8 protein-coding genes are annotated in these 12,624 nt (G+C 59.0%); 3 read left to right on the forward strand and 5 right to left on the reverse strand.

The window, feature by feature from the left end:
* Positions 1 to 33: 33 nt before the first annotated feature.
* The 5 genes from ACOYW1_RS04610 to ACOYW1_RS04630 all read right to left on the reverse strand — a co-directional run bounded on the left by ACOYW1_RS04610 (position 34) and on the right by ACOYW1_RS04630 (position 9,282).
* Positions 34 to 1,008: an efflux RND transporter periplasmic adaptor subunit gene (locus tag ACOYW1_RS04610; protein WP_482421838.1), complete on the reverse strand. Its 975-nt coding sequence runs from the start codon at positions 1,006 to 1,008 to the stop codon at positions 34 to 36.
* 310 nt (positions 1,009 to 1,318) lie between these two features.
* Entirely contained in the window at positions 1,319 to 1,957 is a 639-nt protein-coding gene (locus tag ACOYW1_RS04615) for a TetR/AcrR family transcriptional regulator (protein WP_482421839.1), read from the reverse strand.
* 217 nt (positions 1,958 to 2,174) lie between these two features.
* On the reverse strand, positions 2,175 to 3,647 hold the full coding sequence (locus ACOYW1_RS04620) for a BamA/OMP85 family outer membrane protein (protein ID WP_482421840.1): 1,473 nt from the start codon (positions 3,645 to 3,647) through the stop codon (positions 2,175 to 2,177).
* Complete coding sequence (locus tag ACOYW1_RS04625; RefSeq protein ID WP_482423659.1) at positions 3,632 to 5,020, reverse strand: POTRA domain-containing protein; 1,389 nt, start codon at positions 5,018 to 5,020, stop codon at positions 3,632 to 3,634. The genes ACOYW1_RS04620 and ACOYW1_RS04625 overlap by 16 nt, the downstream gene beginning before the upstream one ends.
* A 2-nt stretch (positions 5,021 to 5,022) precedes the next feature.
* On the reverse strand, positions 5,023 to 9,282 hold the full coding sequence (locus ACOYW1_RS04630) for a translocation/assembly module TamB domain-containing protein (protein WP_482421841.1): 4,260 nt from the start codon (positions 9,280 to 9,282) through the stop codon (positions 5,023 to 5,025).
* A 439-nt stretch (positions 9,283 to 9,721) separates the two neighbouring features.
* Between ACOYW1_RS04630 and ACOYW1_RS04635 the strand changes: the two genes are divergently transcribed.
* From ACOYW1_RS04635 to ACOYW1_RS04645, 3 genes are all read left to right on the forward strand, one after another.
* A complete protein-coding gene (locus ACOYW1_RS04635) occupies positions 9,722 to 11,002 on the forward strand; it encodes a sigma 54-interacting transcriptional regulator (RefSeq protein ID WP_482421842.1) in 1,281 nt (426 codons plus the stop codon).
* Positions 10,921 to 11,532, forward strand: coding sequence for an AAA-type ATPase lid domain-containing protein (locus ACOYW1_RS04640; protein WP_482423660.1), 612 nt, complete (start codon positions 10,921 to 10,923; stop codon positions 11,530 to 11,532). The genes ACOYW1_RS04635 and ACOYW1_RS04640 overlap by 82 nt, the downstream gene beginning before the upstream one ends.
* A 243-nt stretch (positions 11,533 to 11,775) precedes the next feature.
* Complete coding sequence (locus ACOYW1_RS04645; protein WP_482421843.1) at positions 11,776 to 12,603, forward strand: hypothetical protein; 828 nt, start codon at positions 11,776 to 11,778, stop codon at positions 12,601 to 12,603.
* The last annotated feature ends 21 nt before the right edge of the window (positions 12,604 to 12,624 follow it).

Below are 12,624 nucleotides of genomic sequence, written 5' to 3' on the forward strand. Positions count from 1 at the left end.
GGGAGTGGGGCACGGCTGTGCTTCAGATCCGGTTTACTTCCTTGCTTCGATGACCGTCACGGGCTGGCCGGGCTGGAGCCGGTCGTTGCCGTCGATGATCACGTCCATGCCGGGGGCCACGGGCCCTTCGGCGATGCCGGCTGCGCCCTCCACGTAGGCAAGGACCGTTACCGGCAGGGGCGCTGCCGCCCCTTCATTGATGGTGTAGACCAGGGTCTGGCCGTTGAAGGTGACCAGGGCATCCCTGGGGACCAGGGTCATCTCCTGCTTGTCGCTGGCGGGCATGGCCACGGTGGCGCTCATGTTCGGGCACGTAGGCCTGGGGAGCATCACCTTGACGAAGATGTTCTTGGTGGCCGTGTCCGCCACGGGGATGTACCCGGTGATCCTGCCGCGGGTGGTGAGGCCCAGGGCGGTGATGGAGACGTCCAGCTCCTCGCCGGTCCTGGCAAAGACCAGGAGGTCTTCGGGCATGGGCACCTTCACGTAGAGGTCGTCCATGGAGCCCAAAAGGCACACGGGATTCCCCGGTACCACCCAGTTGCCCTCATCGGCGTTTTTCTCCAGCACCACGCCGGCAAAGGGGGCACGGATGACGCTCTTCTCCTTTTTCAGGAGGGCCAGGGCCAGGTTTTCCTGGAGGGTGGCCTTCTGCATGGCAAGGTCCTCCATGGAGAGGCGCATGTTGTCATACTCCTGCTCACTGGCCGCCTGCTGCTTGAAGAGGGTCTCGTAGCGGGTCAGGTCCTTTTTGGCCTGGGCCAGCCGGATCTCCACCTGGGCGATTTTTTTCCTGACCGTGCCGATCTCGTTGTTCACAAAATCGAGGTTCAGGCGGAAGAGGGGCGCTCCCTTGGTGACCTGGTCACCCTCTTTGACCAGTACGGCCTCCACCTGGCCGCTCACCTCGGGAGAGAGGGCGGAGACGCGGTCGAACTGGAGGGTTCCCACCACATCCAGGGTCTTGGCGATTGTTTTCTGGTGAATCTGGCTGGTCGCGCCGAGCACCGGAGCTGACGAGGCCCTTCGGCGTACGAGAGGACCGGCAGGGCAAGCAGGGTGATGACGGTTATCCATTTCATAGCTTTCATTGATGTACCTCGCTACTCGAAAAAAATGGTCGGTAAAAGCGGTGGCCTAAGGAGTTGCGCAGTTAACGCGCGGCCGTCCCGTCGGAGATTGCGGTTTGGACCCCGAAAGGTCGGATTGTCTTCATTTGGGCCCACCGTAAGGTGAAGGGCCCGTTTTCTTATTCTTCTGAACCGGTATTTAGATATAAACGCAACACCACCTGATTTCCTGCCAGTGGAAGTGACTTTCAGGCCCGGCTGTAGGGCGGATATGCAGGCATTTGCCGGAGGCCCGCTGAGATGTAGTGAATCAACTCTTCCAGCATGGCATCGGGATCCCGGTCGATACCCAGGATGGCAATGGATTCCTCCATGATGCACTCCCCCTCCGTAAATTGAAGGCCGATCCGGAAGAAGGCAATGCGGCGCAGCAGGGTCATCCTCGGGATCTGGGGCAGGGCCTTTGCCATGCAGTCGACCAGGTAGATGAGTTTTTTCTCCAGGATGTTTTTCAGGTTCTGTTTGAAGAAATCCTCGTTTTCGTAGGCCGCGGCAAACTGGTGGAAAACGTTCATCCAGTCCGGGTGGGTGACGGTGAACTCATGAAGGGGCGCCAGCTGGCTTCGCAGCAGGTCCTCCAGAACCGGGGCCTTGTCTCCTGCACGGTCCATCACCACCTCCAGGCGCTGGGTCTGCTCCTCTTCAAGGGGGGTGAGAAACCGGGTGACAATGGCTGAGATGAGGTTGTCCTTGGAGCCGAAGTGGTAGTTGATGGCCGCCACGTTGACTCCGGCCTCCTCTGTGATTTTTCGCATGGACGCTTTGTCTGCGCCCAGTTCGACGATGAGCCGTTCGGCGGCATCGAGTATTTTGGTTTTGGTATCCATTTAAGGGGTCCGTTGTGTGGGAAACAAATATTTTAAACGCTGTTTGAAACATCGATAAAAAAGGGTTTTAAACGATGTTTGAATCGGACGCAAGGTTTTTGTAGGTAACAACGCAAAAAAAAGACTTTTGATGAGGAGGAAAAATTAACCAGGGGCGTGTCCACCCGATTCGAGAGATAACCGGATCAGGGGCTGCTGCTTGTTTTAAGTGGGGGATTCAGAAGGTGTATCCGATGGAAAAATGAAAATTACCGGAGCTTTCTCCGGGCTGTTTGTCCAGCTTCCAGCCGTAGAGAAATCCCACGGGGCCGATGGGGGTGATATAGCGCAGGCCTGCTCCGGCACTGGAACGAAAGGACTCGGAGAGATCGGGCTGGGAGGCATTGCGGAGGCTTGCTGTATCGAAAAACGTGGTGAGTTCCACATTCAAGCCCAGGTCGATGCGGGCCTCCACGCTTCCCAGCAGGGTGGTGCGCCCGCCCACGGCTTCGCCGCTGTCGTTAACAAGGAACTTGTTCTCGCTGTAGCCCCGGATGTCGGTGGTTCCACCCAGGAAGAGGAGCTGGTCTTCGGGGATATTGTTGTTGCTTCCGTATGGATCGATGTGGTGGACCCTGCCCCTCAGGGCAAAGGTGAGGCGGTTGACGGGGGTTTTATAGAACCGCAACTCGTAGCGGTATTTGAAAAAGTCATCCAGTGAATTTCCGACGCCTGCGGAGATGTCCAGGGCCCCGAAGGCGATCATGCCTTTTCGGGGGCGCACAAAGGAGTCGGTGGAGTTGTAGGTGAGGGACGGGGTGACCACCACAATGTTTCGCTGCTCGTATTGCTCTTCATCCCCCGGGGGAATGGGCGTGTCGTTCAGCCTGTACTGCTCCCTGTATTCGTAGCGGTTGTTGAGGGATGCGTTGAAATTTTCGAGGAACCGTCGGTTGAAGGTCAGGGAGGAACCGTAGGTGCGTGTGCCGAAATCCTGGTTGAACTCTTCGAGTTTTTCTCCGAACATGCTGAAGGTGGCGTTGATCCGGGTACCCAGAAAACGGGGCTCGGTGATGCCCAGCTCGGTGCGGTATCCGATGTCGCTGACCTCGGCTGCGATCCAGCCGTCTTTGTTCTGGCCGAAGAGGTTGCGGTCCCCAAGGCGGGTGTGTGCATATTTTTCCCGCCGGGTGTCGTATCCGAGACCGAGCTCATAGTAGTAGGGCTTTCTCTCTTCCACCTCCACTAACAGATTCACCTCGGGTTCCTCTTCTTTAAGCCCGATGGTCCGGAAGTGCGCTGCGGAGAGGGCGGCGATGTTCCGGATGTTGCGCTGGGTCTCCAGGGCCTGGGTCAGGGAGAAGGGTTCCCCCGGGGTGAGCTCGACCTCCCGCCTGAGGATGCGCTCGCGGGTGCGGAAGTTGCCTGTGTAGAAGACCTCGCCGGTTGTTACGTTGGGCCCTTCGGTGATGTCGTAGGCCATCTCGGCCCGGCCCGCCCCCTCGTCATCGGTCTCGACCCGGGCCTGCCCCGTGACGGTGATATGGGGGTAGCCCTTTTCAGAGATGGCACCGGAGAGGGTGTTTTCATCGCTTTCGATCATGTACTCCCGAAAGGGCTCTCCCTCCTTCAGGGCAATGGCGTCCAGCGCCTCATCGGGTGTGAGGGCCTGCAGGCCGTTGAAGGCAACGGATGTCACCTGGGTCTGCATACCCTCTTGGAAATGGAAAGGGAGATATCGGCGAGTTTTCGGTGGGTTTCGGGGTCCTCTATGAAGGTCACCTTATGGTCCACGGTGGTCTCCAGGTAGCCCTTGGTCAGGTAGAGGGACTGGATGGCGCTGATATCCTCGTCCAGGACATCGGGGACGAACTCTCCGGCGCTGAAGGTGCCGGGCAGGCGGGTGAGCATCTGCTTTTCGATGCGCTTCCGGTCGAAGAGGGTGTTGCCCTGGATGTCCAAGGCCTGGACGATGTAACGGGGTCCCTCGTCAATGGAAAAGAGCAGCTCTCGCTCCCTGATACCCTCGACGGTGACGTCGGACTCCTCCATGCTCACCTGCACATCCAGATAACCGGCTTTGTGATAGCGTGTCCGGATGTTTCTGAGGCTCTTTTTCAGGCCCAGTTCGCTTCGGTTTCCCTCTTTCAGGTAGGCCAGCTCTTTTTTCAGGGTCAGTCCCCAGAACTCGGTGTTCCCTTCAAAGAGGGCCACGTATTTTTTCCCTTCGTCTATCCTGAACCGGATGACCATATCGTGGGGATCGGCGAGGTGCTCCACCTCCGGGGTGATCTCCACGTCTCCATACCCCTTGGCGCGGTAGAATTTTCGGAGGTTGTCCACATCTTCATCGAGCTTTTTCTGGATGAACCGGGGGATCTCTCCGGCGAAGAGGGAGACCTTCCAGGTGTCGAGTCTCAGCTTGAGGCGTGCGTCGGAAAAACCGTTGTTTCCGATGAGCTCCACGCGGTGGATTCGGTCGAAGTCCCCCTTGTGGATGGAAACGGTCACCTCGAAATGGCCGTCTTTCGGGTCCTCCTCCGACGTGACCCGGATCGTGGCGTCCGGGTACCCTTCGTCTTTGAACGTTTTTTTGATGAGTGCTTCCTGTTTTTGAAGCTTTTCGGAAACAAAGGCGTCACCGGTATAGATGGTCATGGCATTGAGCACCTCCTTTTCCAGGAGGGGAAACGCCCCGTTGATGTGGATATCCTTGATCCTCCGGAACGGGGTCAGTCGGAGCGTCAGGGCCATCTCTCTTTCATTCTCGGGCGGGTCGGGTACGTCGATGGCCTGGAACAGCCGGGTGCTCTTGAGCAGTTCCAGGCTTTTCTCAAGGGCTTCGGCGGAAAAAGGCTCTCCCTCTTCCAGGAGGATGATACGGCGGGCAAAGGCGGCAAGGTGCGCAGGTTTTGTGACGGTCCCCACGATTTCCACGTTGATCTCCGTGATGACGGGGGCGCTGGGCTCGGCCACGGTGGGCCGAGGCATCAGGACGGCTGAGAGCACAAGGGCAAGGCACATCCAGTGCCGGGCAGCGCGGGGGCCGTTTCGTCGGGCGCATGTGGGCGGCGATGCGATCATGGTCACCTCATCTCCAGCCGGAAGACCAGCTCGCCGCCGAAGTCCCCGTCCGTGTCCCGGAAGGCGTTCATCAGGAGGCTTTCGTAGAACTTGTACTCGGTGATGGCGCTCTGGACCGTGACCCCGTTTTTGGTTCCCACCCCGTATTTGAGGGTCATGCGTTTGGAGAGCTCCTTGCCCACGGTGATGTTGACATCGTCGGCATCATCCTGGTCCGTGCGTTCCGTGTAGGTCATTTCTATGGTGTCCAGGCCCGTGGCCTCCTTGAGGCTCCCTTCAAGGGTGCGGGTCACCATGTCGGCAAGGATCTGCTTGGTGGACTGGCTGGATCCGCCCTCTCCGCTGACCATTTCGTTGTGCGTTTTGTTGAAGACGATGAGGGAGAGGATGTCCGAGTCGCTTTCCTCGGGCACCGAACTCATCTCGAATTTGAGGTTGTCCTCCACCCCCGAAACCTTCAGGGTGATGGTCCATTGCCTGATGACGATCTCGCTGTCCACGTCAATGGTTGCCTCGACTTTGTAGGGGTTGATAAAGTCCACCACCCCTTTTTTGATTTCAAACTCTTTGCCCAGGTAGGAGATGGTGCCGGATTCCACCTCGGCCCGTCCATTGACAAGGACCCGGCTCAACGGGCCGGAGACGGTGAGGGTGGGCTTCAGGTCCATCAGCGCAATGTTGTTGTCCACCACAAAGGGGGAGCGGTGCCGGATGGAAATGTTGAGCTCCGTGTTGTTCAAAATAGGGGTGTCGCGCCTTCGGGTGACAGGGGACTGCTCCCGGCGTCGCTGGCCGAGGTTGTCGATGAGCCCCAGCCGGACGTTTTTAAAGTAGCGCCCCTCCACCAGGATAATCTCCCCTGAGATGAGGGCGTGCTCCGGTGTGCCTTCATAGGTCAGGTCGCCGTTGACCCAAAGCTCCATGGTGCCCGGCAGAGTCAGGGGAAGGGCCTGTGCCCTGAGCCTTGCCTTGATGGCCTTTGGGGTCACATGGTCCAGCCCCAGGGTGCCGGAAAAGTCAAACTGCCCCTTGTCGAGATTGCCGGTGATGGTCTTAACGGTGAGGGCTTTGGGCGTGATCGCCATGCGACCATTGAGGTTCTGGAGTTTCTGGCCCAGGACCGGCACGGTGAAGCCGATCTCCTTAAGGACGAGGTCCCCGTTAAAGTCCGGCTCCTTGGGTGTGCCGGTGAGGCGGGCAGAAAGGGTGATGTCTCCGGTGATGTCCCCGAGGCTTTCGGTGAAGAGGTGGAGCACCTCCATGGGAACGGCACCGTCCAGGGAAAAATCCAGGGTGCCGTCCGGTGATCCCGTGCCGTTGATGTCAAGGTGTCCCTGGTCGAAGAGGGAGAGATTCAGGGCCTCCACCCGCAGGGTGCCGTTGTCAAAGGAGGCGTTGCAGGCCCCTTTGGTGATGAGGGCCGTTCCGTCGTGGGAGGCGGTGAGCTCTGTCACGGTTGCATCGGCGGTGAGGGTCTTGGGTGAGGTGGCGTCTCCCCGGGCTTCGATGAGGCCGGTGACGGTCCCTGTGAGGGTCCTGCGGCCCGCCATTTTGAAAAAAGGCTCCAGCCGGGTTTGCTCCAGGCGCGCGCTGGCGGAGAAGAGGTGGGTGACGAGATTGTAACTGCCGGACAGCTCCGCCACGAGGTCTCCCCGGACCCGGAGTTCCTGATCCCTGAGGGTCAATTCGAGGCTGCCGTCGTCAAAGGGCTCGTTGTTCAGGAACAGGTCGGTGACGGCCATGTTTCCTTTGAGCCGGGGATTGTCCAGGTTCCCCTCCCCGGTGATATCCAGGCTGAGCTGGCCTTTGGCCGCGTTTTTTTCACCGATGAATTCGATCTCCTCAATGTCCAGGTCCCGGGCCTCGAGCTGCAGGGCGTAGGTCTTTTCGGCAGGGGAAAACCAGCCGTCTGCTCTCAGCTCCTCTCCCGGGGTCAGGACCACGGTGAGCTCCTCAATGGTCACCCGGTTGTCGTCCATGCGGGAGGCCAGGGTGACCTCGTGGAGTGTCTGAACGCCAAGGTTGAGTTTTTCCGCCCCAAGAAAGAGGCTGCCCCGGGGGGCAGCCGTGTTTCCGGAGAGGCGTGCGTCGATGGAGACCTGTCCCGACATCCGGGGGGTGACATCGTTTAAGTTGAAGGCTTCGGCCTTGAGGGTGACATCAAAGGCGGGGTGGGCCACCACGGCCCCGGTTTCAGGTTCGAGAAGGCGTGCCGTTCCCGAGAGTTCCAGTTGGGATTGGCCATTTGTCAACCGGGCTGTGTCCATGGAGAGCATGCCGTCCTTGAGCAGGGCAAGGACTTCGAGGTCTCCGATTCGATAGTCCGTAACGGCCAGGGAGCGGCCGGTGAGGGCAAGGCGGGCCGAGGGAGACCTGAGGGGACCTTTGCAGGAGAGGGTCCCGTCCAGAATTCCCGAGACACAGGCGCTTGCCAGGAAGGCCTCGGTGTCGATGTGTTCAAAGGCCAGGTCAAGGTCCACGGGGAGGGTGGGGGAGAGCTGGGCCGGTGAGCCGGATTCCAACCTGCTTTTCAGGAGATGGATGGAACCCTGGGCACGGAGCCGGGAGTCTTCTTCCTCAAGGGTCAGCTCGTGGATGGTGAGCTGACCGGATCGGTCCAGGCCGGCTGCCATGCGAAGGGTGCCGAGGGCATGACCCCCGAGCTCTAATGCGTCTCCCTGGAGGCTGGCCTCGGCCACCGGGTGGGCAGTGGTTCCGGTTATCCCGACGTCCAGGGTCAGTCGGCCGGTAAGTCCGGCAGCTTCAGGGGCTAGGCGAAGGTCGGCAAGATTTGGGATGGCAAGAGAGAGTTCGGTTTCAATGTTTGAGGACGCAAGGTCAAAGCTTCCGGTCCCGTTAACGGAGGCCTCTCCGGCTTTGATGCTCAGGTTGCGAAGGGCCAGGCGGTTGTCGTCCAGGGTGAGACGGGTTTTCAGGTCGAGGTCCACGGGGTCGGGGAGCTGGGCCAGGGTAAGCGTTTGGATTGAGGCGTCCAGCCGAGCCTCCGCGGACATGAGAGAAGGTGAGGCCCCGGTACCGTCGATGGTGAGCTCCGACCGCAGCGCACCGGCCAGGCCCGGTACATTGCGGGAAAAGGCCTCTAAGGCGGTGCCGGTCTGGCTCAGTTCCAGGTGCCAGGCCATGGCGTCGAGGTTTCTTTGCTGGGCGGTGAACCCCTGGGGGAAGGCTTCCCGGAGGTCGAGGCTCCCGGTACCCTTGACCTGGCCCAGGGGGGCATCGATGTTGAGCTTTTTGAGGGCCAGCTGTTTCTCTTCAAGGTCACAGGCCAGGCCGGCCCGGTCCACCTGGATACCTGCGATCTCGCCCCCGGAATAGGAGAGGGTCAGGTGCGCGCTGGGGTTGTCGGTGGTTCCGCGGGCCGTCAGGTTGAGGGTGACCGGGCCCGAGAGCGCGGCAGGGAGATGAAAGGTCTCTTTCACGGTGGTGAGGGCCGTGGTGGCCGTGAGGTCCATATCAAAGAGGGGGCTCTCGAACAGGTCTTCGGCCTGGCCCTTGGCCTCCAGGGCCACCAGGTCAGATTCCAGGGCCAGGGCGAGGGACTTCAGGCGGTCGCCGTTGAGATGGCCGTCGATCCGCAAGGCATCGACCCCTGTTGTGATGCCCGCCATGTTGATTTCCCCGCCCCCGAGGCGAAGGGAGGCCCGAATGGTTTTTTCCCGGAGGTCTGCATCTTCCAGCGAGAGGTCGACGGTGCCCGCGACAATCCGTCCCTGGGGCTCAGGGGCATTTCGGTGTTCGTATTGGAAAAAGCCGTCTGTGAGGGAGAGGGCGTCGATTCGGATGTTGAAGGGGAATTCCCCCGAGTCGTTGTCTTGTGTCGGGGCGTCGGGCTCCCGGGCAGGAAAGGCTGTGAGGATATTGAATGTGCCGGATGCGTCCGTGGCCAGAAGGACCTTGGGCGATTCTAAGATGACGTTTTCAAGGGCAAGGGTGCTTCCCAAAAGGGGAGCCCATGCAAGGTTCACAACAAGCCGGTCCAGAGAGACAAGGGGGGCAGACTCCGGATCGTGGAGCCGAAGATTGGTAACCTCCATGCGTCCTGCAAACAGTGAAAGGCTCAGATTGTCCCAGTGGAGGCTTCCTGGAATGGCCCTGTTGATGCGATTCTGAATAAAATGGCGGCCGTGGTCCGAGGTGAGCCAGAAGCGCCCGGCCACCGCTGCCAGAAGCATCAGAACGGCAACCATCCCGATCCCGGAGGCTACAACCTTCCGTTTTGTCTGTCGCTGTGAGTTCCCCATTGCCACCCTCTTTTGCGGGCAGATTCCGGTGCATGCATGTGAACGTGCTGTCTGCGGAGCGGGAGCCGAACCTGCGGAGTTTTGGGGCTGCGGTTTGTTCCGGTTTGCGGAGGCAGCGGCGTTGGTTGAGGCTTTTACGTGATGATACGTTATCTTAAGCCGCTGCGAGATATATACATGCTAAAGCCATTCCTCGCAACCAAACGTGTGATCCTGAAACCAGTTTATACTTGCAAGAAGGCAATGGCTCGGGCACAAAATAACCATGTTTAGCAATGGATCGTTTTGTTTTTTGGCAACCACTGTTTGTGTAACGCAAACGGGGGGAGACGTCCTGCAAACCCCTGGATAGATACCACACGAGTATTTTTGGTCCCGTGTCATATCAGCGGGATCGGCGGGGCAGGCAGGGTTCATTTACCATGGCAGGGGGCGGACGATGACAGAACTCAAGGTGTGCGGGAACAGGGACAAACCAGCGGGTGAGAGCCTTGCCGGAGATGAGACTTCGAACGGCCGGGCTCAGTTGTTTCGCCGGGTTTTTGAAAAATCCACCGCCCCTTCGGTTATTCTCGAAGAGGACCTGACGATCTCCATGATGAATGAGAAGCTCGAAGAGCTTGTGGGGTATTCACGGGCGGAGCTTGAAGGCAAAATGAAATGGACGCGGTTTGTGGTGCCAGAGGACCTGGAGCGGATGACGCACTTCCACCACAGGCGGCGTCAGGACCCTTCATGGGCCCCGGAGGAGTATGAGTGTCGCCTGATGGACCGGGACGGGGACGTCTATGATATCCTGATCAAGCTGAACATGGTCCAGGGCTCAACCAGCGTGGCCACCCTGGTGAATGTGACCTCTCGAAAAGAGGCGGAAAAAAAGCTGAAACTCAGGGAAGATGAGTTGCGGGGTATCGTTGAGAACTTTCCGGGTCATCTCTACACCTCTTACAAGGATTACACCCTTGAATTTATGAATGGCCACCTTAGGGCACAGGTTGTCCGGGAGGCCGTGGGGGACCCCTGCTATTCCGCCATTTATGACCGGACAACGCCTTGCCCGTGGTGTGGAGCGGCAGATGTTTTCAAGGGGGAAACCGTGCGATCCGAGTTTTTAAACCCCCGGGACCACCGATGGTATGCGGCGGTCTCAACCCCCATTTGTGCCATGGACGGCAGCGTGCGGAAACAGCAGACCCTGCTTACGGATATCACCGATCGGAAACTCAAGGAGAAGCGCCTGCGTGACAGTGCCGACAGCCTGCGCAAAGAGAACAGGCGCCTGAAATCCACCATGACCGCACGCTCCCGATTCGGGGATCTCATCGGGAAGAGCCCGGAAATGCAGGCGGTCTACGAGGTGATACTGAATGCCGCCGCCTCCAATGCCAACATCATTATCTACGGAGAGTCGGGGACGGGCAAGGAGCTGGTCTCCCGGGAAATCCACCGGTTGAGCGATCGCATGGACCATGGCTTTATTCCCGTCAACTGCGGAGCCATCCCCGAATCTCTCATGGAGAGCGAGTTTTTCGGGTACAAAAAAGGGGCCTTCACCGGAGCGGTTCAGGATTCAAGGTTTTGGACCTGGCCGACGGCGGCACCCTGTTTCTCGATGAGCTCGGGGAGATCGCCCTGGGGATGCAGGCCAAGCTGTTGCGGGCCATTGAGGGCAACGGGTACACTGCCCTGGGGGGAAAGACAGTCCGAAAGCCGAACCTGAGGATCATCGCCGCAACCAACAGGGACCTGACCAACCTCATCACCAAAGGCCTTATGCGGGAGGACTTTTTTTACCGCATCCATATCATTCCCATCCACCTTCCCCCGCTTCGAAAGCGGCCATCGGACATTCCCCTTCTCATCGATCATTTTTTGAAACAGTACCCCGGTGCAACGGAGGTTCCCCCCATTACCCCGGCGATTCTGGATGCGTTTCAGAGGTATCGATGGCCGGGGAACGTCCGGGAGCTGCAAAATGTGCTGCATCGCTATGTGACCCTGAAAAAACTGGACTTTACGGAAATCTTTTCAGCAGATGGGGCCATGCCCTCGGTGGACAAAAGGTACCGCAGCGTGTCCGATCACGGAAGGGACCTGAAGTCCCTGCTGGCCGAAACCGAGAGGGCGCACATCCTCAAAACCCTGGAGGAGATGCAGTGGCACCGGGGCAAGACCGCACACCGCCTGGGCATTAACCGACGGACCCTTGAGCGGAAGATGGCACTGCACCGACTCCGGTCATGCGAATGATGTGTCGCAAAGTGCGGCGTTGGTGTCGCATGGTTGAAAAGCCCCTGATGTAGAGCTGCCTGGCGTTTTATGGCTCTGCTATGCGACATGCCTGTCGCATTTCCTTGCCCGCCCATGTCTTGTCTGTTTTGTTGTGAAAGCAGGTAAAACCAGTTGGTTAGATCTTGTGATGATGCCTGTGGCACGCCCTTTGCTCAAGTAACATGCCGGAAAGATAACCTTTAACGGAACTGGGAGGTGGGCATGTACAGACGTGAGTACGGGCGAAAATGCGTGGATGCGGCCACAGCGGTAAAACTGGTCAAGTCCGGTGACTGGGTGGATTACGGCAATTTTCTCTGCAGCCCCGTGGACCTGGATGAGGCCCTTGCCCATCGCGCCGGGGAGCTTGAGGCGGTGAAGGTGCGCGGGGTGGGGTACCCGGGGGTTCCCAAGGTGGCCCTGGCCGATCCTTCGGGCAGAAGCTTCAACTACAACAGCTTTCATTTCAGCGGTGGTGAGCGGTACCTCCACGACAGGGGCGGCTGCAGCTACATCCCGGTTCTCTACCACGAGGGCAACCAGATCTACGATGACGGGGACCTGACCACCGATGTGTTCATAGTTCAGGTGGCGCCCATGGACGACGCCGGTTTTTTCAACTTCGGCATCGCCAACTCCTGTCAGTACAGCCAGCTCCGCAAGGCAAAGACGGTGATTGTTGAGGTGAATGATAACATGCCGGTTTGCTACGGCGGGTATGGCGAGGCCGTGCATATCTCCGAGGTAGACTATGTGGTCCAGGGGACCAACACGGAGCTGGTCTCCCTGCCCCGCACCCCCATATCCGATGTGGACCGGGCCATCGCCCGGCATGTGGTGGAACAGATTGAAGACGGCTCCTGCCTGCAGCTCGGCATCGGGAGCCTTCCCAATGTCATCGGCAAGATGATCGCCGATTCGGATTTAAAGGACCTCGGGGTCCATACGGAGATGCTGGTGGACGCCTATGTACCGGGCGGGCAGGATCTCCAACATGGAGAAGGCCGACAACCCTGGGAAGATGGTCTACACCTTTGCCCTGGGCAGTGAAAAGCTTTACGAATTTATCCA

It is taken from the genome of Desulfoluna sp. CYM3A (assembly GCF_056829965.1).

Coding starts and splice junctions, on each gene's coding strand:
- ACOYW1_RS04615 (WP_482421839.1), bottom strand. CDS start 1,957: ATGGATACCAAAACCAAAATACTCGATGCCGCCGAACGGCTCATCGTC.
- ACOYW1_RS04620 (WP_482421840.1), bottom strand. CDS start 3,647: ATGCAGACCCAGGTGACATCCGTTGCCTTCAACGGCCTGCAGGCCCTC.
- ACOYW1_RS04625 (WP_482423659.1), bottom strand. CDS start 5,020: ATGATCGCATCGCCGCCCACATGCGCCCGACGAAACGGCCCCCGCGCT.
- ACOYW1_RS04630 (WP_482421841.1), bottom strand. CDS start 9,282: ATGGGGAACTCACAGCGACAGACAAAACGGAAGGTTGTAGCCTCCGGG.
- ACOYW1_RS04635 (WP_482421842.1), top strand. CDS start 9,722: ATGACAGAACTCAAGGTGTGCGGGAACAGGGACAAACCAGCGGGTGAG.
- ACOYW1_RS04640 (WP_482423660.1), top strand. CDS start 10,921: ATGCAGGCCAAGCTGTTGCGGGCCATTGAGGGCAACGGGTACACTGCC.
- ACOYW1_RS04645 (WP_482421843.1), top strand. CDS start 11,776: ATGTACAGACGTGAGTACGGGCGAAAATGCGTGGATGCGGCCACAGCG.